General features: G+C 39.5%; 13 protein-coding genes. 3 read left to right on the top strand and 10 right to left on the bottom strand.

The window, feature by feature from the left end; translation table 11 throughout:
• Positions 1 to 3: 3 nt before the first annotated feature.
• The 8 genes from BM015_RS14215 to BM015_RS14175 form a co-directional block, all read right to left on the bottom strand.
• The gene (locus BM015_RS14215) at positions 4 to 762 is read right to left on the bottom strand and encodes a LolA3 family protein (protein ID WP_143075876.1); all 759 of its coding nucleotides are present in this window, start codon (positions 760 to 762) and stop codon (positions 4 to 6) included.
• 1 nt (position 763) lies between these two features.
• Positions 764 to 8,365, bottom strand: coding sequence for a PA14 domain-containing protein (locus BM015_RS14210; protein WP_090659700.1), 7,602 nt, complete (start codon positions 8,363 to 8,365; stop codon positions 764 to 766).
• Positions 8,366 to 8,397: 32 nt separating this feature from the next.
• On the bottom strand, positions 8,398 to 9,486 hold the full coding sequence (locus BM015_RS14205) for a hypothetical protein (protein WP_090659697.1): 1,089 nt from the start codon (positions 9,484 to 9,486) through the stop codon (positions 8,398 to 8,400).
• Positions 9,487 to 9,490: 4 nt separating this feature from the next.
• Entirely contained in the window at positions 9,491 to 11,968 is a 2,478-nt protein-coding gene (locus BM015_RS14200) for a hypothetical protein (RefSeq protein ID WP_143075875.1), read from the bottom strand.
• A 437-nt stretch (positions 11,969 to 12,405) separates the two neighbouring features.
• Entirely contained in the window at positions 12,406 to 12,642 is a 237-nt protein-coding gene (locus BM015_RS14195; protein WP_090659692.1) for a helix-turn-helix domain-containing protein, read from the bottom strand.
• A 139-nt stretch (positions 12,643 to 12,781) separates the two neighbouring features.
• On the bottom strand, positions 12,782 to 13,441 hold the full coding sequence (locus BM015_RS14190) for a response regulator transcription factor (protein ID WP_090659689.1): 660 nt from the start codon (positions 13,439 to 13,441) through the stop codon (positions 12,782 to 12,784).
• Positions 13,434 to 14,192 carry a sensor histidine kinase gene (locus BM015_RS14185; RefSeq protein ID WP_090659686.1) on the bottom strand — a complete coding sequence of 253 codons (759 nt, stop codon included), beginning with the start codon at positions 14,190 to 14,192 and terminating at the stop codon, positions 13,434 to 13,436. The genes BM015_RS14190 and BM015_RS14185 overlap by 8 nt, the downstream gene beginning before the upstream one ends.
• Positions 14,193 to 14,805: 613 nt before the next feature.
• A complete protein-coding gene (locus BM015_RS14175) occupies positions 14,806 to 15,123 on the bottom strand; it encodes a hypothetical protein (protein ID WP_090659679.1) in 318 nt (105 codons plus the stop codon).
• Positions 15,124 to 15,302: 179 nt separating this feature from the next.
• Between BM015_RS14175 and BM015_RS14165 the strand changes: the two genes are divergently transcribed.
• The 3 genes from BM015_RS14165 (at position 15,303) to BM015_RS14155 (ending at position 17,392) form a co-directional block, all read left to right on the top strand.
• Positions 15,303 to 16,292, top strand: coding sequence for a helix-turn-helix transcriptional regulator (locus BM015_RS14165; protein WP_090659673.1), 990 nt, complete (start codon positions 15,303 to 15,305; stop codon positions 16,290 to 16,292).
• A gap of 129 nt (positions 16,293 to 16,421) precedes the next feature.
• The gene (locus tag BM015_RS21415) at positions 16,422 to 16,856 is read left to right on the top strand and encodes a MauE/DoxX family redox-associated membrane protein (protein ID WP_143075874.1); all 435 of its coding nucleotides are present in this window, start codon (positions 16,422 to 16,424) and stop codon (positions 16,854 to 16,856) included.
• Between the two features lie 173 nt (positions 16,857 to 17,029).
• A complete protein-coding gene (locus BM015_RS14155) occupies positions 17,030 to 17,392 on the top strand; it encodes a DUF6520 family protein (RefSeq protein WP_090659667.1) in 363 nt (120 codons plus the stop codon).
• A 49-nt stretch (positions 17,393 to 17,441) separates the two neighbouring features.
• Here BM015_RS14155 and BM015_RS14150 read toward each other — a convergent pair whose 3' ends face one another.
• Together BM015_RS14150 and BM015_RS14145 are read right to left on the bottom strand one after the other, a co-directional pair.
• Positions 17,442 to 18,818 (bottom strand): RagB/SusD family nutrient uptake outer membrane protein, encoded by a 1,377-nt coding sequence (locus tag BM015_RS14150; RefSeq protein WP_090659664.1) that lies wholly within the window; start codon positions 18,816 to 18,818, stop codon positions 17,442 to 17,444.
• Positions 18,819 to 18,841: 23 nt separating this feature from the next.
• Positions 18,842 to 22,414, bottom strand: a complete 3,573-nt coding sequence (locus BM015_RS14145; protein ID WP_090659661.1) for a SusC/RagA family TonB-linked outer membrane protein — start codon at positions 22,412 to 22,414, stop codon at positions 18,842 to 18,844.
• Between the last annotated feature and the right edge of the window lie 15 nt (positions 22,415 to 22,429).

Raw genomic sequence — 22,429 nt, 5'->3', positions numbered from 1 at the left:
AGATTATTGCATTTTAGGATTGGCTAAAAAGATTGTAAAATCAGCATAGCGGGATGAAGGCATATAATGCCCCTCCGCATTTTTTTGTATATATTGACTGGCCTCGAACTCCGGAGAACTAGTTTTTGGCGCTAATGCATATTCCTGATAGAGTGCTGTAATAATCGAATAATCATCTTCGGAATGCGAAAGCATGTATTGGTTGGCTTCGTCATCTGCCGCATCTTTTCTTACAACCGTTTCAATTTTCACAATATAACTTGTATTGGTATCTATTTCAATCGCTACACTTTTGCAGATTGAAGTGTCTTTGAACTTTAATTGGATCTCGGCAATATTGCTATTTATAGCAATCTTTTTTTCGGCAGCATAATTGGCAGACAACAGCGTTTCAAGAACTGAACCTGGCTGGTATTCCTTAAGTTTATCCTGTATGGAGGATATATAAATCAATTTGTCTTCTTCGAAAACTGTTATAGCCAGGCTATCGTTTTTTACCGCTTTTGTTTTTCCAATATCAAAAAAAACTTTCTTCCCAGACATGGCGAATACCCCGGTAATTGAGTCTTGTATAAGAGAGGGTTCGTTGTAGTCTGCATAGTAGAATTTCACATGAAAGCTTAGAGCAGAATCGTTATGCTGATACATTTCAAGGCTCTTTTCTAATATATGCCGTAACTGCAAGTCCTGAGAGGAGCATACTATAACCGGGCAAGCCATTAGGGCAACCAGCCATACCTTACGATTTATCCATTTTTTCATATTAGTTTTCTTTATAAAGTGAGCTTCTTGTTTCTTTGATTGTTTGTATTCCTCTCTCTGTTTCCTTGTTTACCCGGATCAGTGTGCCATCATTATCATATTCATAGAAGGTAGCATAATTGTTTTCATCCAGTTCAGCCATGAGCCGCAGGCTGACAGCGTCGTAAACAAAAGATTTCATATTTGCATTGAAAGGTGTAATCCGGACATCATCAAAATACACAGGAATACTGCTGCTTGTTGCCTGTAATGAAAGTGTCATACTGTAGGCACCCGCCGGAATTGTAAGGGTGCTGTCATAGCGTTGCCAGCCTTCAATAATGTTTCCCGAAGGCGTCAGCACCACAGTTGCGATGGCACTACCGGATTGATTCGTGAACACAATAGTGACATTATTATTAGTATAGTCTATACAACTGCAATCCTGTTGTTCTTTTACCCAGGCACTGAACAATATGGAAGCACCATTATGGGGAGAAAAGGAAGGGACAACAGCTGAAGTATCTACTGAAATATTATTAAGCGTATTGCCGCTGAATGCCGGGCATACACTTGCTTTTGTAACCAGCCCGAGAACAGGTTCTTCCGCTACAGAACTTTTAACCCGCACGGTGTTGCTGATAGAAGTACCGCCGTTTACCAGCAGGCTTTTTCGCCCTGTATGGCTTTCAGTACTTACTATATTGCCCACGTTTGCGGAAAAATCCCAGTGAAGTGGTATCGCGCACACATTATCACATATCTGGGTTCCAAAGTCATAATCTTCAAAACCCTCATAAGCCGATTCTCTCAGGGGGCTGTTCTGAACAACACTTACCGGTAACGAATTGCCATAGCCGTACTGGCCGGAATTATACCGGCCCAACGGATCTTTGTTCTCTAACTCGAACCCTTTCCGGTTATACAGCGTTGATTCTGCATTCCAAACCCATTTTAAGGTATCTGCCTGTTTGATTAGTTTATTGGAAGAAAACTTCCAGAAAGGCGTGAAATTTATAATAGTTCCATATTGTTTAATATCCGGTGTTACAGCAGGGTCTGTTTCTTTGCGGTCATCGTAATAAACGTAAGATTTTTGAGGACGGAAATTGCCAAGCAACCCTAAATTATAAAAGTTGGATTCAGAAACAGGATTTACAACCGAGTCACAGGAGTAGGTGCCGTAAGTGGAATCCAGGGCAAAGCCCACGGAACATGCAAAATGACCGGAAGAAGGTTGTGATGTGCCTATCAGGTTTTTGGTGGAAAAGACAATATCCAGGCTGGTGTCACTCTGTGCAGCCCGCAATTCTGCTTCAGTATTGTTGTATATTTCCACACCAATGCTGGCAGGATTATAACTCTCGGACGTTACTTCGTTATAACCTTCCACCTGGATGCTGTGGACACCGGCGGTAAGGCTGACCGGATACAAATGCCAGATACTGAAGTTTGAGTTGTCTGTAGCCGGCTGAATTTTATCTTCAATCAGCAGCACATTATCTAATCTTAACCGCAGCAGATTATCTGCGGCAGCGCCCACATAATACGTTCCGGTAACAGGAGCGGTAAACTGACTTACAAAACCTTTCCATTCCCCCTGTGGCAACATTGCTGTATTACTGGGATCATCCTGGCATAACCATATACCCACACGGTTTAACGGGCCTTTATTTTCTACAATTGAAGTGTTTTGAAATGCCTGCAGGCTTCTTTCCGCAGCGCTGAATGATGCAACAGATGAATCTCTTAAAATAACACTCTCTGACCTGAACAGGGATTGCCCCTCCCCTTCGCTAGGTAAATGGCAATAACCGGACATACCAACATTGATCCAATAAAGATTTGACGGATCTATCGGGCTCCTTACAAATTCACTCTTATCCGTATTAAAACTTGAATAAATATAACTGCCGCACGAGCTGTACTCGTCTGCCTGAGAACTTGCATAACATACTGTATATTCTGAGCTATCATTAATAAAAACCGGTGCAATCGATTTTACACACTGACCATTCTTGCTGATACTGCCTTCAGGACAGGCGTTACAATCAATAGCGTTGGCTGTTTTCCATAGCTCTTTATACTCAATAGCGTTTGCATTTATGATTTGCGCCGCATTATTAATCGTCAACACATATTTTGACCCACTTTTTTTCATAGGATTAATCAGGGAGGTAACAGCACCGATTGATCCTTCTATGTTTCGCCGGCCGGAACGGATGATCTTAATGGACATGTTATATCCGGTAAAAGGCTTACCGTTTTTATCAACAAAGTAGATTTCAGGCGTACTACCATTCACTGAACTTGTATTAATGGTCCATAATTCAGTATAGGAAGGAAAAGAAGCTATGCCGGATGCATCGGGGCATGTAGCCGCAGAGGTTTTCTCCCTGCTGGCAACGAGCATTTCATCGCCCCCGGTGAAATAATCAAGTTCTGTCTTGCCTGCAGGGAGGCCCGCTGTTATCCTTCCATCGAGTATGTTTATATCATCTAGTACAACGTCAATATTTTTATAGGCAGGCCCCATGCCGTCATAATACCAATGTGATGGGTAAGTGAAATTAAATACAGGGTCTTCAAACTCATTTGTTGTTCTTGTAAGTAGAACTTCGCCAGTCTCCCTGTCGTACGCCAGGTTTTTGACAGCAACCACACTGCCTTTATCCATCTGTACGATGCTGTCCAGTATCCCGCTCCGGTTAACCACTTTTGTCAAGGCAACCGTCCGGAACAAATTCTCTTCCCGTTGGGCGAGACCGAAAAATGAGGGCAATACAAAAACCGGGGGAAAGGGAAAAGTGAAGAAGTCAGTGTTAATATTGAAGTTATTACCATTGGTGACTGAAAGCTGCTGGCGCATATCTGCCATAAGCTCGATGTCCTCCCCTATTAATACAGCCGTGTCGATTGTATTATCAGGCCCCATTACGGTGGCGTAATTATTCAGATGCTTATAAGAAGCATTTGCATCATCCACTTTATAAAAATACCGGGTAGAAGTAACCGGGGCTGATGTGTCTGCTTGAGAAAACGAGGCCTGATATTTCATTTTCCCGTTCATATCGTTCAGCTCAATCTTAAAGCCTTGTGAGATGCTTAAATAGTGCTTTGCATCAATCTTTAAAAAGTTAGCCAGGCCAGGTTTGTATCTTTTTTTCGAATCGCTATTAATGGTTGTTCTTTCAACGATTGTTGGAAAATCGTACGTTGTATAATACCCTACTTCTTCATACCCATTGGCGGACTTACTTTTCTTATTATTGATTGATTGAATTCTTACCTCACTATAGCCTACCGAAGGTGCAGGGAATAAAGATTCTCCAACCGGTTCTTCCACATATCCTAATGAAACTGGAGCCAGCGGAGCCACCTGCTCCAGGTATTCAATAGGTACATGAAAAGGATTTTCATCGCCTCCTATTGCAGGTTCCCAACTGGCAACGCCACTGCTTATTTTTATTTGCTGTCCATGAATATTTTTTATAGTCGTATAATCATATTCCTGTCCGTAAACAGCTTCACGCTCACCGGGCAACTGGGCCGTTTGGGTAAGTGAACTCCAGTTGTCATAAATCTTTATACGCTTTACTCTCAGGCCACCGCCATATTTTTTATAATCAGGATCATTCAGTCTTATAAAGGAACGTGATGTATCTATAACCTGAGCCCATGAATTGCCACGAGCTATTTTATCAAAAGAGGTGAAGGCATCTTTTATATTGCCCCACATAGTTCCGATCATTTTCACTGCCTGGCCCAAATCCAGGTCATCCGAAGTTTCAGCACCGGAATAAGCTTTTGAGGGAAGGTTCAATCTTAAGAATTGTATAGCTGCTTTGGCACAAGGGCTGTAGTCGCCTCCAGCTTTACCTTCATTATCTATGGCTTCCATTTTCAGCCATATAATGTTATGATTGGTTGTAACCCCATAACTCCCTGTTCCGCCAGCGAGCCGGAAATAGCAGGGAACAAATTCACTGCCCGAACCAAATTCATTTGCCGGCATTTTTACAAACAATTTGCAGTACAGTTTTGAAATACCTTCCAGGTATTTTTCAAAAACTTCATTCGTGTTACTTACCGGTGTTGGAACCTTAACCAGCATATATAATTTATCATCGTCATCATACATTTTATTATAACCTGAAGCGACAAAACTGCTGGTATGAGAGAAACCTGCAACCTTAAACATATCGGTTGCCCTCCTGTTCTGGACATACCCATAATCATCGCTTTCATAGGTGATTTCCATTCTTCCTTTTGAGGGCAGTAAAATTTCCGTAAGTGCCCATGCTGATGCATTCTTTGATGCCGTAGTACTGTCCTGTAATGCATAAGGATAGTCTGCATTGTTTATCATATTTCCGGCAGTAGAACCAGAGTTCTGTAAAGCACTTTTATAACTGCCCCACCTGTCAGACGAAGCAATATTATAGTCAGGATTAATACTGCTATATGTAAAAGTGTAGGGATTCCGTATTCCTTTATCATTGCCGTTGTAGGTAAACCATATTTTTTTAAGAGTTAGTTTTCCCGTAGATGTATTGACCGGTCGGTTTATGCCCTTACATAGTTCATAAGAATATTCGAAATGAACTGTTTTAATCGGTACTGCATTTGTTCCGTTCTTTATAAAATCCGCTTTCGAATAAAGATCGATCTTGTCTAACTTTTTAGCAGTATGACTGTTGGCAAGTTTCTCTCCATTTTCACCAATTGGCAGCATATCATCCCTGTCAAGCAGGGTGAAGGTTGCAATCATATTTTTAGAAACTATAGAATTTAAGTACCACAGTTCCTTCTGGCCATAGGTGTAGCTTGCCTTGTCGTCCCGGTTATATGTTTTCAATAGTTCCTGATAGCTGGCGCTGTCCTGCACGTATGGCGCCCGCCAGTTATACGGATTATCAACGCCGCTAACTTTGGAATAATTGAACTTAATAGCATCTCCTAGGTCATCATCTGTTATACCATCATGATTTACATCTACGTAGTCGGGTGATAAAATCTGTGTCAGCAGAAAAGAATGGGCATAAGCAGGCGTAAGCTCACTTGTATATAAGTTTTCCTGTCCCTGTCTATTCAGAAGAGAGTTATCAACATTCTTCGTGTATTTAACCAGGCCTTCATTACTGTTACCGCCGGCAGGGTCAACAGAAAAGCTAACGTCTTTTTGTTTGAGATTGTAAACAGGTATACCATAAACATATCTCCTGCCATCTGTATTTAATACACTTACCTCGGATATATGATTTGACTGCCGGAAACTGTTAACCCGCTTTTCAAGTGTTAAAGGTGTTCCCGGCACTTTAAACGTGGTGATTTTCTCCGGCTGATACAAATAATCCGGGCTTATTATCGTATCAGTTTTTCCAGGTCTCTCCCAGGACAGTTGAACATAATACCGGCCTTTGCCCTGAAAATATTCAATGCTGAGATCATAAAAATGATCCTTGACAAGATTTAATACATCGCTGGTATATTTAGTCGGGCTTTGCCTGTGATATTCATCGATAATTACCGAATCATTAAGGCGCACTCTCACGCCATCATCCGTTTTGAAAGATATCTTGTACGCACCGCTTTCAGGGGCATATAGTCTCCCTTTAAATCTTGCAGAGAAATTATTTCCAGTAGTGGTGATTGCAGCAGGCATTAATTTGCCGTTGCCATCTTTTTTCCGATAATAATCAATTGCTGGAATTATCTGCGTTATTCCGGTGCCAAGAAAATCAATATTATCAAAAAAAGTTGCTTCCAACCCGCCCCTGTTATCCATTTGCTGTAAAATGCCGTCATTACACGTGGCAAGGCCCCATTTGTTAAGATCGTACGTTTCAATGTATTTTGAAACACCAACAAGGGAAGCTTCTTCCGCAGTGAGATAAGAAATGACTTGTTTTCTTTTATCCCGCTGATCCTTATATGCTGTTGCAGGCGTTAAAAGGGTTCTGCCCTGGAAAACCTGGTTTTTAAACCTCCTTAAGTAATTGGTTGCTTTAATTGAACTGGAAAGGCCGTTTTGCGTTAGCTCAGCGGACACCAAGTCCTCGCCACCTATACGGTTATAAAAGCCTGCTGTGTTTACCGTTTTCTCGCCCGGATTTCTAAAATATATAGCTTCATAATCGCCTGACGATTTTGTGAAATCAATACTGCCGGATAACAGATTGTTTGTTCTCCAGGCTCCTGTTTCCGTGAAAGTTCTGTTCAGGTTAAGATCAACGCCTGCATGAAAAAGATTTCCAACACCAATATCTACATTGAACCGGTCGGAATTATCTTTACTTTTTATATAACTGTCATGCACAAATCCAATATCACCCCGGTAAGCCCTGAACATGCCGCCTGTGCCTTCTCCTGTAATAGAAAACACATCGGGTGTATAGTAAGGAAGTGCTATAATGGGAACAGCAGGCTTTTCGCGGTAGGGTATTTCTTTTTCACGGTTAAAATCGAGAATGCCCTTTGAATCCTTTGATCCGTCATATGCATGTAAAAAACCGTAAGCAGGAATACTGCGAACCTGGTCTTCTGCTGCAATTTCCTGCGTTGAAACATATCCTGTTAGGCTGCCGGAAGGATGCAGGGATGAATTCTCCAGACCTATCTGGGCGGTAAAGGTATAACCAGTGGATGTATAAATGTTTTCAACTCTCGGCAGAAAGGTAGGGTTTGCAAATGAAATATATGAGGAATAGTTGCTGCTCACCGATTTGTTTTGATTATCATTAGCCTTATTATATTGTGTTATCCCTAAGCCTAACTGCAATCCTTTTATCCCGGTCCTGCTGTTATAGGAAAGCCCGCTGGAAAGATATCCTCCTGCATTCAGGTCCTCCCGCATTTGTGTCAGTTGGTAAGAAAAAGATGGCGAAAGCGTCAGTCCTTCCTGGCTACTATTTTGAATGGAGAGGCCACCCGTAAGGGTACCTTTTGCTGAGTTGCCAACATTGATACTCGGGCTAAATGATGTTTCCATTCCCCATCCCCGGTATGTATTATGAAAGACACCGGTACTTGCTGATAAATTAAGACCTGCACCAAAGGCATTGGTTGGAAAACCCGCGATCTCCATGCTGGCACCAATGCTGGCACCAATGGTCTTATTCTCTTTTGTTTTTGTTGTTTTCTGAATGGTGTCAGCGCCACCGCTGAAGTCATCCGGCAAGCCCCGCATGTTTCTGGTGATGGTACCCGGATTGATATTCCATCCCAAGCCTACCCAGCTGGCTTCCTGGTCCATCATCGCCCCGCTGCTGTAAGAGATATTTACCGGATATCCACCGACATCCATTAAGGGAATATTATAGGAAAAATCACCCGTGAACAGATCAACCATGTTGGCATTGTTGACAGAACTAAAAGCCTGCATCTCGGGTTGAGTAGGCCCGCCTGTAAATTCTTTTGCTGCATAGTCTTTAATTGTGGGTTCCCGTTGTTCCGTTTCAAATTTTGGAACAGGGATATTTAATTTTTTCTGTGGTATGTCACGGATTACCGAATACCTGCCAGGTCTCATCCAAAAGCCACTACCAAAAACAAATTGACAATACAATACGGTGGCAAATAATAAGGCAATTGATTTGCGAAGCTTTACTAAATGGTTAATCATACTCTATAATAAGTTGGAATTAAAATCAATAATTATTTTTGTGGCGCCTGGAACTGAAATTTGACACTCCATACTTCATTTCTTGAATTGAAAAGCTGGAACAGATATATTCTTTCATTTTCCAGATTACCGGTTCCCGGTACCGATAAAAGATTAAGGCCAGGCCTCAATATCAGTTCACCGGACGAGATCACGGGCTGGTCACTTTCACGAACATCTTTAACGACATATGAAACAACCGAATCAACGCTGGCATTAGTATAAGCGACCCGTAATTGTGTTTTACACTGCGGTACCGTACCGTCAGAATAATTCTTCAGGCGCAGGTACAATTCATTGGCCACCAGCAACGTATCTTCATCATAATTATCAACAATACGGAAACTCCATATCTCGCTGGAAACAGAATAGGTGCTGTTATTATTGGCAATGACCTGCCAGGCATATAACTTACCCGTGTCCAGGCTCATTGCAGAAGAAGGATAATAAAGAAACGGGTCTGTTTGGTTAGTCAAGTAAACAGGAATGTTTTGCTGGATAGCATCTGCCGTGCTCTGACCAGGCTGAACCTCAACCAATTTGAAATCGTAATTTAAATTGCTGAAAAGTTCAACAGGCATAGGTGGAATCCATGAGAAATTGGGGATATAGGAAACCAGTTCCTCATTATCATAAGGTGTGTTCAATAGAGGAGGGCTGGTTGGTTCCACTACTATGGGAATACAGGTTTCAGTAACCTGTCCATGAATACTTTCTTTTACTGCATAGCAGGCAATATAACTTCCGGCAATCAAAAAACCATCGGGATCGCTGCCCATATCCGGACTCTGGTAATCATAGGTTATAGGAGAAAGCGCAGCGAAATCATATTGATTGTTTCCCGTCGTTATATTGATCATTTTACTAGCCCCGCTCAAAACCGTATTTCCGCCCGAGGCATCCTTCAGTATGAGTGAAATGCTCACAGATGCATAATCTCCGGTACTTACAACCATCATGTTCCATAGCTGGCTTTTGACGATGACCCCGGCCGGCGGTACCTGTGGTACAATGGTTATCTGGCCTTTGCTATAGGCTGCCATGCACAGCACCAGGAAAGAAAACAATAATTTTTTAATCATATGCTTAAAAATTTTGGTACAGGCTTACACGCCCAATGTTATCGGGAACCAGCGTGCGGTCCGGCCCCGGCATATAGGTTTTTTGAACACGCAATTGAATACTGGTATTTTTTAGTAATGACATTGCACCATACAGGGCAAAGCCTATTTGAGGATCAGGCAGTATGTCCTGTTTGTTATATTTCAAACTTCCGCCAACGGCATACTGTCTTTTAAATTTCTTCTGTAACCCCAGTTCGCAGGTGTGCAATGTGTAGTTGGTGCTTTGGGACTGACTGAGAGTTCCCTGTAATACGAATGTTTTTAGAAATACCGACTGGTTGAAAGAGATATTACCGGCATTATAATATACGAAATTACTATCAGCCTTCCTGTTATAAAATTTGGTGGCTGTTATTGAACTGCTCATCTGCAGTGCGCCTGCTTTATAATAATATTGAACACTTCCATATAAGTTATTGAACAGGTATTCCATATACTTTTCATCTGAAAATTTTACTATCTGCGTGGTTGGAAAATATCCTAGGGAAATAACCGGCAGTTTCTTTATTCTAAGTGTAGCCTGGAGTGTTTTAAACACCGTATTGGATACCAGTTGCTGGTCCAGGAAGGGGTTCAGGAAATCGTTTTTTCTTATAGCCGCATTAAGGGTCAATTGTTTTTGAAACAACGTCTGCTGCAAGTGTATTTGCCAGGCGGTCTGCCGGCTGTTTGTCCGAAACATGGTAAAGGATTGAAAATTTTCTCCGTAGCGCTTAAAATATCCATCTATCCTGCTGCTGGTCCCGGGAATATCAACATTTGCTTTAATGGAATAAGCCTCATTCGACCTATCATTGAGATTAAATGCCCCACTCGATAATTTGCTGTCCTGTGCCATCCTGTTGTAGTAAGGCATTGAGGACTTAGCCAACTCCGCGGTAATGCTGATGTTGTCTGTCACTGCAATTTTCTGTTCCAGTGCAATACCGGACAAGGCATTTTTTGCAGCTATACCCGAGTCCGCCGAAGTGCCATAGTTGTATAGATTTCTTTTCCCAAAATAATAGGTCAAGAATAAATGGCTTGTTTCCGGCTTGCCTTTACCAAACCTGATTATACCCAGATACTGATCGTGGTGGGTTCGGCTGTCATTCAACATATAATAATCACGGAACCTGTAATTGATAAATCCACCCGCTACCGCATAATACCATTTTGGATTTATCTCCACCTGCAAGCCAGTTACAGTAATGTTCTTAACCGACAGTTCAGAGTAATCTAATGTGGAAGTCCCGATGGACAATTTTCTCAGGGAAGCCAGTAATGAAAGTCCTTTAGGCAACACACTATCTGGCATTATCTTTTTCAAACTATCATTCAGCGTATTCAGATCGCGATAGCTATTGATCCGGGCCGACAGGGATTTTTGCGTACTATCCAGGCGCTTTTGCTTTGATAGAAGCTTTCCTTTCAGCTGGTCTATTTCGCGGGCAATGCTATCGGCCTTTATTCTTTGTTCATTATAAAACCGCTGGTAGCGCTTATATGCCGAATCCTCATTATTGTCTGCGTTTCTTCCTATTGATTTCGGACTATTAAGTCGGTAAGCGCTGTTTTTTAATTTCAGAGCACCAAGCTGAGTGTACCAATCTTCTGTAGTTGTGTCTGCAGGTGGCTGCGCTAACTGCGCCTGTTGCCGTGCAAGGTATCTTTCCCGGGCTTCCACCAGTTTTTGCGTGATGGAAGGATTATAAAGCCATTCCCTGATCTCTTTCAGCGCCCGGATTTTTTTATCCAAATCATCTGACAGCTGTTTGAATACATTACTGTCCTCCATGCTGTTTCTGATGAAGTTCTCCGCCCTGTTTTTGACAATCTGTGTAAATTTCCTTTGATCAAAGTCTAGGTTCGCCCCGAAGAAATTTCGCATATATGGGCTATTACCAAAAGTGCTGGACAGCGACACGTTAAACGGATACTGATCTTTCAGCAGGACAGAAAGGCGGGTCGTTATCGTATGCTGTTGCAAATCCTCACCAATAAAAGGTGTATCCAGACGCGATTGATAAAAATAATCATAGGCTATATTACCATGAATTACCATCAAAGGCGTTCTTGCCGGGATGGATACATAGCCATTGTCAGCGGCAAGTTCCGGCTTAACCGTTATTGCTGTGTCAACAAAGACAAATTCAACCAACTTGCATTTAGCAGGTTTTATTTCACGTAATACACAAGTTGGTGGTAACCTTTTAGCATCTTTGATATTTGAAACTATATATATCCTGCCTTTTCTTGCAGGCATTGAATCTATATGCGGATGTACTGTCGTATTGGATTTAACGCCACTCCTTTTATTGCTTTTTTTCGGTAAAGAATCCTTGAGTTGTGGTTGCGATATAAAACGACTTCCATGTATTATTGAATTCGCCTTTGCTGCAATTTCTCTTACAGGCACCTTAGTAATATTATTAAGTGCTTGTGCTTGTATCTTGCTCACGCAAAACAGCAAGCTTATATAAGTTATTGCATGCAGGGACAACCTCATATTACAGCTATAGTCATTACATGGCCGTATACCAGTTTAGACTTCAATTTTATGAAATGTAGCTTCGGTTATTTCGACTTTCTACAACGATTGCTTAAGCAGTTGTTAGGGTTCTGTTTAGGCTTTTTCTATGGCTTCTTCAAAATAGACCGATATATTTAAAGTAATAAATTCAAACATCAATATTTTTAAATTGCGACTAATCATTCATCGCGTTTTCAACAGGTACAAGATTGAGCAAGCAAATTAGAACGCGCTATCGTTTAAAACAAATTTTCAGGGCTTCAACAATTCAAGTTGTACTTGAAATTTCTAATAATTCTTTATTATAACAGCCTGTTCTGCGTGAATGTATCCATCCAAGTTGAACACGTACCATCAATATCAGGTTAATTTGCATGATTGGAATTACTACGGCTGATAGAAGATATAATTTCAACAACCTGAACTTCCAAAACATTTGCTATCTGCTCAAGCCGTGTTAAAGTTATATTGTTAGTCTTACCACGTTCAATATCGCTATAGGCTGTGACCGACATGCCTACAGCTGCAGCCACCGCGCTTTGTTTAAGTTGCTTTGAAATACGTATCTGCTTAATGGTTTTTCCGATTTGTGTTGATAACATTTTAAAGGCTTGTTGGATTTTAGCTTTGGTTTTAAAAATATATAATATATGCGTGATTTAGTATATAATTCAAGTACCACTTGAATTATATTAAGCAATTTTATCCAAAAACAACGCACTCGGGTTAGAATATGAATATTCATTCAATTATATAAATGCCATTTTGAATGGCAAAAATGGCAATCCCTGTATCGGATTTTGCTCCAATTTTCTTTTTGATCTTTTCTTTAATCCCTTCTACAGTCCTTTTGCTGAGGAATAATATTTTTGCCATTTCTTCAGCCGTCTTTTGTTGGCAAAACAATATAGACACCATCTTTTCCCTATCATTTAATAAATCTATTGACAGTCGTTTATATGGGTTAAACTCGCTTTTTGCAATTCTTTTTATCAAGTTCAGGTTTGTTGTTTTGCAGTAATAATGCTGATATCCATATACACATCTAACAGCATCAACTATTTCCTCATCATCAGAATTCTTTGTGATATAACCAAGAGCGCCGGCTTCCATTGCATCTACAATTAACTGATTTGAATTATACGTTGAAAGGATCAGGGATCGCGTTGCTAATCCGGCTGCTTTCATCTCCTGTATAGCTGTTATACCATCAATCCCAGGCATCTCAATATCCGTTATCACTACATCAGGTTTTAATTCTTTTGCGGCCTGGACCAAGGCTTTCCCGTTTGCAACGCTGGCTAAGATTACAATGTCTTTTACCTGTTCCAGCACCGAACTTAAACCACGACGAAACATATTGTGGTCGTCTGCAATTATGAGTTTTATTTTACTATCCATTATGTTCTGTATCAGGAATCTCGAACGAATAATGTACGCCTTTGTTTATTCCAGTTGATAAATAGGATTTACCTTTTAGTACCTCCACCCGGGACTTTATATTTTTTAATCCTCTTCCGATACTATTTTTTATTATCCTGTCTTTGTCGAATCCAATGCCGTTATCAGTTATATCAACCAGTATATATCTTTCATTCCTGCTGACCGAGATATTCACAGCAGTAGCTTTAGAATGTTTAACGATGTTATTTAAAACTTCCTGAATAATGCGGTAGAAATGTATTCTTCTGTCATTATCTCCTATATCAACTGTGCAATCACACTTAATTTTTATCGCAGTTGTGAGCTCAATCATTTCTGTTAGTTCCTTAATGGCATCCGAAAGCCCATTTCGCTGCAATATCAAGGGCATCATATTGAATGACACATAACTTAATTTCTGTATTGCTTCATCAATATATGATTTTGCTTCGTCAATAATAGCCGCATCATTCTGATTGTTGGTTTTCAAATGTTTAATCTGAAGCCTGATAGCAGCAAGTGATGATCCAAGATCGTCATGCAGATCTGCGGCGATCCTGGCCCTTTCTCTTTCAAGCGCCTTCAACTGCACGCTCAATTGAGCCAGTTTGAGCTGCGCGTTCTGCTTTTGATGATAAATGGCAGAAATGATAAAAACCCCTATCAAAAAAATAATGACTAAAACACCGGTTAATATAGCAAGGAAAATTCTTGTTTCGTTGGGATGCATAATATCGCATAAGCATAAATCACATTAGAAAATAAATTTGCAAAGTACAAAATCATAAAAATATTACGGTTAAAGGCATTGCTAAAGCCCAGATGAAAGGCATTAAAAATTTCTATAAAGGCCTTGCAACCGTAATAAATCAAAAATGCTATGCAAATTAAAAATATGGTGTTTTTCAATAGGCTCATGCGTTCATTAATAATAACCTTACTGATCTGATTAATGCTTAGAAAGATAATCGCAAACGAATAAAAAATCCTGAAAATTGAATTATTGGTCCAGACACTGTTTAGTATAACATTATCAATAATCCAAACAACTATTCCCAGCAATATCAAATAGCAGCATTTTTTTCGTTCTATACCGTTCCATTTATAAAATTGAAAAAGAAGCAAGGAATATTCAATCAATACGTAGATGTTAGAATTAATGGTGTTACTGTGTGTTGAAAAAATAAATATCGTACTAATGACCTCATTAAATAGCCCTATCCATATAAGAAGGATAAACGGAAGGTAATTCCATCGGACCTGATTTAATTTTATTAAACCTGTAATTGCAGGCAATATTATGGAAAAGCTAACAACAAGATCAAAAGCAAAACTATTCAACATTATTCTCCATTTAACGGCGATGGTGGTGGACATACCGGAGGACAGCGCAATGAATCCTCAACTATAACATTATCAGTTTCATCAGATGGTAACAGATCTTCATCATCCGCATTTGCTGCTACTAATATTGCATGAACTTCCATATCATCTTTCATCCCGTAATAAATTCTAAGGTATTTACAATTCTCAGGGGAAATCAATTTGTTGATTGCCTCCACATCAAACTTCTCACTTAAAGGAAAATTTGCAGGCCTATTAGCTTTATACCTTGTTATCATATCAATGGCCTGCTGCAAAGAAATTTCATAATTGCTCATAAGATATTCATTTTATGCGTGCAATGTAGGGAGTGTTTCTTTTTTTAGCCTGCGTATAAATACGCAAAAACAACGTATTTATACGCAATCTTTTGCATTTGATTACAGCTATATCATTGAAACAGTTACTATTGCATTGTTTCACCTATTAGGACGTATAAAACGAGCCGACATAGAAAATGAAATTTAAAATTAATGTGGGAGATTTTAAGAATCTCTCTATATCCAATGAAATTCCAAAACATCTTGAGGAATATCACATTCCCGGAAGCTATATAGAAAGCTACGTGGCAGCTTTCGGCAGTATTACACTGCAATATATTAAAGCCGGCGATTTTGATTTCACTTACTGTATATCAGATGCAGTAAGTGAGGACACCCTCCTCTACATTTCAACCCTTAACCCTTCTTTGTTGTGTTTTACTTCTTTAAAGGGAACCCATCAAGCTTATATAAACTCATTTGGTGATCTCGTCTTTGAAAAAAGCCAGTTTAATATTTTTTATACAACTACATTACAGGCAGACATTCTTTTAAAAAAAGATTACAGGCAGATTTTTATCATTATTGATTATCCGATTAACTTCTTTTTGTATTCATTAAAATTCTTTCCGGCGCTCGAATCACTGAAAGACCAAATTGAATCTCTACAATCGGTTTTAGTAGCCAGCAAAAACCTAAGACTAAACGCTCAATGCCTCGATCTAATAAGAAAATTGATTCATTCGCCATTTTCTGAAAGTACTAAAGACTTCCATATTGAAATCATTAAAGAGCTCATGACCCGGTTGCTCAATCTTGTTGTTGAAAACGGTAAATGGATAAATTCCCTTCAAATAAATGAGCTTGAAAGTATTTATACGGCGAAAGAGTTTATTGACAATAACCTCCCCTATCATCATTCCATTTCCTTCATAGCGCGAAAAGCAGGTATTAATGAGCAAAAGCTTAAACAAGGCTTTAAGGCAATCTTTGGAATGGGGCTATATGCATATTACCGCAACGAGATATTAAAGATTGCCAGCATGGAATTGGAACAAACCAATAAATCGATAAAACAAATAGCGTTACACAATGGATATAAAGATGCCAATAATTTCTCCGCAGCTTTTAAAAACAAATTTGGAATGACACCAAAGGAGTGGCGAAAAAAGAAAAGGAGATATTAATTTTAATAAATTCATTAATCCCATGCTCATACTTTTTTCTCCCATTAACATATTTTTTAAAAGGTAGCTTGCAGATAGAAATGCAAGAGGCTTATAGTTAATATGTTCAATGACCTTCAATAGTCTTTCATGAAAAAGCCAGCTATCTTAAAAGCTATTCAAAGTCTGCTTATCTTATTATTCACTTATGCTGCGGTAAGCAAGCTTTTTGATTTTAATACTTTTCGTGAGCAGTTAAGTGCAGTTCTATGGCTTTCAAAAATTAGTGGCCTTTTATCATTGGCAATACCGCTTACTGAATTATTAATTGTAGTGTTCCTGGCAGTTCCCAAAGCCATGAAATGTGGATTGTACAGTGCAGCAATAATGTTAGCCTCGTTTACACTATTTCTAATAATAATGATAAGCTTTAATGCCGCACTTCCATGTTCATGTGGAGGTGTTATATCATCACTTTCCTGGAGACAGCATATCGTGTTCAATTTTTTCTTTTTAGCATTGGCGATTGCCGGCATTTTTCTTGAAAAGAAGAACGAAGTGCGGCATTCTTTTAAATTCAATTGACAGGCAGATCGTTGGTAAGAATAAATTCAAACTTGTATTCCGTAATTCAAGGATAACTTATCCGGATACTTGTTGTAAGGTTAAACCTGCGACCCCAACAAGTTGATTAAACGCGCAGGCAATTTTCATCAACTCAAGTTTAGCTTTTTAAGATTATAAAAGCGCTTACAATCATGAAAAAGATTAAAGAGATTGCCATGCCTTCTTTGGCCATTATTCTTGCGGTGATTTTGGCCATTGGTACAAGTGCATTTAAATCCGAGAAATCATTTTTTGCTACTACAATGTACTATCACGGCCCGGCAACTTATAGTCAGGGTGATGTCCAAAACCCCTCCAATTGGAATACCACGAGCACTCCTTGTCAGCAAGGCAATGTCAAGGCTTGCCAGGTAGCCGTACCAAACGCAATCGTATCAGGTAGTTCTTTTATTTCTACAGTATCACTGCAAGCGAGTGCTACAACACCTTCTGTTTTACAGGATGTAAAAAACTCAGGCTCCAGTGTTGATAATACAATCAAGAACAGGAATTAAAAGAATAAGGAAGCTGGTGATACGCACACCAGCTTCTTTTGTTTTGATATTAGTACGTATTTTGAGACATACCCGAATTATCAATTACCTCCTTCGGTATGGGAAGAGCATATCTTGGATCGTTTGGATACAATATAAATGATTGACCGGCGATTAATCTTTTTTGAATGATGCCGGCACCTTCTTTATTTAATCTTTTTATATCCTGAAACCTCAGGCCACGATATAGCAACTCTTTTCTCCGCTCACTCAATATTACTTTTAAGGCTTCTTTATTGTCAGTAGCTGTAATTGGTTTAAAGCTGATTGACTTGTAACGTTTTATCAACAGCGCATTCAAATCACGCAATGCATTGGTTTTATCATTTTTCCTGGCATAGCATTCTGCCCTTATCAGATAAACTTCGTCTGTGGCAAGTCCGGTAAAAGGCGTCCACATATCTTGCGTATAACTGCCCTTAAATTGCAGATAGCCGGAATATGGCGCAAAGAATGCCTTTTTGCGCAGGTCATCATCTGCATAAAGCGCAAGTAAAATGGTATCAACTTTAGCATAAAAAGGACTGATAGGAGTTATATCATATCCCATCTCTGTATAAAATATGGTTTCTTTATTGAATAACTTAAAGGGGGATTCAGCATCATTAAATGAACCAATAATATCCGGATCGCCATTATAGTCCATGAGCTCATGCTGAATGTTTAAGCACAAATCTGCATACTTAAAAGCGCTGTCATACACGCGCATACTTAAATAGGTCCTTGCAAGCAGGCCATACGCTGCAGCCTTTGATGGTCTGTTAACGTGTACCGGCAAATCAGGTAAATAAGCAATAGATTCTTCGGCATCTTCTATTATCCTTTCATAAGTTTCAGAAATGTTCGCCCTCACAGATTTAACATTGATATCGGAGGTTTGCCGCAACGCAATTCCCGGATCAATAAATGCTGAATCAGTATCATAAGCCTTCGCAAACGTCCACGCAAGTTGAAGAAAATAATAGGCTCTGTAAAACAAAGCAGATCCCTTAACATTATTCCACGCCTGTTGATTCTGAAGAGTTGGTTGTATTTTTTGTATCTGTTCAAGGCAATAATTTGAATTATATACCGGGACGTAACAGGACGACCAATCATTTGGCCAGCCGTAATTTTCGTATGGTATCCACTTGTATACATTTTGATCCCTTTCTGTTTGTGTTTCATAGTCCGCCGGCAACAAGAAATAATCATCGGCAGAAGCTTCACCAAATGTTGGTGTTCTTTGCCTGTTCATATTAGTTGCGTTGTCGAGTAATGCCTGCATATCAGGCAGGGTGGTTGGCACAGTTATACCTGTACTTGATTTTTTATCCAGATATTTTTTGCAACCGAGGTTTGCAAGTGATGCAAGACATACCAGCATAAAAAGAAATATATTTTTCACTTTCAGATTATTTCGTTTATAAATTAGAAACTTGCCCTTAATCCAACAGTCAATGTTTTTTGGAGGGGCAATGAATAAGGATAGTCCGGATCAAGATGCTCCTTGTTGGCTCTCCATAAAATACACAAGTTGGCAGCATTTAAATAAATCTGCAATTGCTTAACCGGCAATTGATTTTTTTTATCATGCAAGACATATCCTACATCAATATACCGCAGGCGAATATTATCAGCCTTCAATACATTAACAGAGGAATAGCTGTAAAAAACATCCCTTGAATTAAATTGTGGGTAATCTGTATATACAAGCGCCGGCACATTTGTTTTTACTTCATCCCCGGGGTTCAGCCATCTTTTTTCGAAATCAGCAGTTGCAAATCCCCGGTTAATTAAGGCATCTGACGTAAATGTTGATTTTTGAAAGTAGTATTTGAAACCGTATGAGATATTGAAAGAAATAAACAAGCCTTTCCAATTAAACTCGTTTATCAAAGAGCCAAAAATGACCGGATTTGAGGGGCCTATATAAGTTATACTTGAACTGTCTCCAGGTTTTACGCCGGTTTGCGAAACAATGCTGTTATAATCAGTACTAAGCTTACCATTTAAGTATCCTTGCGGGTTACCTTCATTATCTAACCCTCCCCACTTATAAGCGGCAATAGAGTAGAGCGGATAATTTATAACTGGTGTTATTGATTTTCCGGTACTAACAAGGCGAGCTAATGACGTGGCTTCCGGTGCATAATACCTGGTAGTTTTACTTGAACTGTAATTGAATAAAAGCTGTGAATTCCATTTTAACCCTTTATCAATATTTTTTGAATTCAAAATAATTTCCAAGCCGTTTCCTTTCATATTAGCAACATTCTTCTCTACTGAAAGCGTTCTCGGAAAAACCGTATAATCAAAGGTTGTTGTACCATATAAATCTTTTCCTTTTTTAATGTAGTAGTCTATACTTCCCGTCAAAATGTTTTGCTTAAAAGAAAAGTCAATTCCGAAATTAGTCTGACCAGACTTTTCCCATTTGAGTTCCGGGTTATTGGGATTATTGATTATCTCAATGGGCAGATTTGAATAAAGATCTGTATAACCCGACGAGGATATAGGCAGCGGGGTTTTGGTTACATCAACGTTTCCGCTATACCCATAACTTACCCGTAGCTTTAAGTAGGACAACCATTGCAGGCTATAAAAAGACTCCTTGTAAATATTCCACCCGGCCCCGGCAGACCATAGCGGATTCCATTTATCATTTGTGCTTAAGCCAAAAACATTTGAAGCATCTTTTCTTAAACTTCCATACAAAATATATCGTTGTTTAAAAATATATGATGCATTACCAAAGAAGGAAGCAAACCTGTAGGTATTTGTTGGGGAAGTATAAGTTGCATTTGGAATATTTTGATAACCCCCTGAAATAAAAGTTGGATAATAGTTCCTATAATCTACCTGCCCCTGAAATAAAGGATCTTTAGTATATCCGTAAACACTCAACATGTCTCCATCCATTACAGAGCCTCTTATTTCACTTCCTGCAATAGCAGTTATAGAATGGTTTTTCCAGTTATGATTATAATTTATCTGGCCCCTGAGATTTTGGGAAGAAAGATTTGTGACATAGTTCGTGCGTATACCGCCTTTTGGTATGATGTAGTTAATGTTGCCGGAACTGTAATCCAGTTGAGAAAAAGTATTGATCAGATCCCTTGTATAAAAGCTTTGTATATCTGCAAGCCGTTCAGAAGCGGTTGTTTGCTTCTGATATTGATAATTTGCGCTTATTTGAAAATCGTGGAGAAATTGATATTGCAGACTGATATTGCCAATTATTTCCTGTTGACGGATTGTTGTTATATCATGCTTGTAATCATCCAAAGGATAATAATTCCAATCTAATAAATAACCGCCGCCAGCCGTGTCAATATAATCTTTCCTATACCGGTCAATTGCGATCCCGTTGCCGTTTTTGTCTGCAAATTTTAAATATGGAACACTTCTTCCGTTTATCCAGAAATCAGTTTGAATGCCACTTACAGATTTGCTGTTTGTAAAATAAGCCCCGAGCGCAACCTGAAAGTTTTTAAACGGATGGTATGTATTGCTGAAACGAAGGTTAACTTTATCAAACGTTGCTTTAAGGGAACCTTTACTCTTATCAAAATTGCCTGCAATTATCCATGCCACATCGTTACTTCCGCCACTAACCTGCAAATTATATTGCTGGGTTACTGCCGTTTGATAAAAATATTTATCATATTGATCGCGGCTGTCAATCTTTTTTAGTTCGTCAATCTGCGCGGCAGAATCCGTTGCAGATATCAGTCCCTCTCTCCTTTTAAGAAAAATCTCAACAGCCGGTGTTAAAGCAGGTCGTTGGTATATATTGTTTATGTCGTTATCAAAATAGCCCTTGTTAAAAATGTATTGTTCAACATCTATATAATCAGCAGATGAAATTTGCGACAGGTAATACAAATCTGGTTTCTGTGTCAGTATTACATCTGTATTAAAATCAACAGACAGCTTTTTATTAAAGCTGCCTTTCTTTGTTGTAATCACAATCACGCCGTTGCCAGCCCTTGCACCCCATATAGATGTTGCTGCTGCATCTTTCAATATGGTAACATTCTCAACATCATTTGGATTAATATTATTGATGTCACCTTCATAAATAAAATTGTCCAGTACTATTAACGGCGCCACCGGGCCATTGATGGTACTCAGCCCTCTTACTGAAATGGTGTTTGGTTTGCCCTGAGCATCCTGCTTGTTTATGTTAAACAACAGGCCGCTGGTTACATTATTTAACCGCTGTAAAACATTGGTACCTGTTTGCTGGTTAAACGTTTTATTATCCACTGTTGACACAGCGCCCACAATCCTTTCCCTTGGAATATCCTGGTAGCCTGTGCTTACTATCGTTACTTCATTTAACGCATGCGGCTTTTCCTTAAGCTTTATCGTTAAAGGAAACTGCGTGTCTTTGGTGATGGTTATTGCCTGAGGTATATATCCAACATAGTTTATTACAATTCCTACACTTTCTGCAACAGGTATTGCGAGGCTAAACATACCGGATTCGTCTGTAGTTGTGACCGTCGATGTGCCTTTAATATTTACCGTTGCATTTACAAGAGGTAACAGGGAAGAATCTGCAACTACCATTCCCGTAATTATTGTATCACCCGTATTCATTTGCTGTTTACCTGCTTTAGCGGTCTGTTGCGCTTCCCCTGGCGTGATGATAATGGTAGCATCCATCACCCGGTAGTTAAAGGGCTGGCTTTTAAACAGCATATTCAATATATTATCCAAAGGCTCTTTACGGGAGTTGATCGTAACAGGCCGGGCTTTTTCCAGTAACGCATTATCGTAAATAAACCTGTAGGAAGTTTGCTTTTTTATCTGCGTAAAAGCGTTTTCCAATGAAGCATTCGTAAGGCTTATTGTTACCGAGTCGGTGTGTAACGATTGATTGGCCTGTGCCTGCGCACCTGCAAATACAGCCATCAGCAATAATATAAGAAAGGTTCTTCCTGCAGGGCAAAGAACAGCCCCTACCCTGCTCCCGGGCAGCGTTTGTTTATTCATTAAAATCGTGTTTTG

This window comes from Parafilimonas terrae (assembly GCF_900115755.1).
In the GTDB taxonomy this organism is placed as follows: Bacteria; Bacteroidota; Bacteroidia; order Chitinophagales; family Chitinophagaceae; genus Parafilimonas; species Parafilimonas terrae.
The sequence above is the reverse complement of the archived record's forward strand: the minus strand, read 5'-3'. Positions and strand labels throughout refer to the sequence as shown.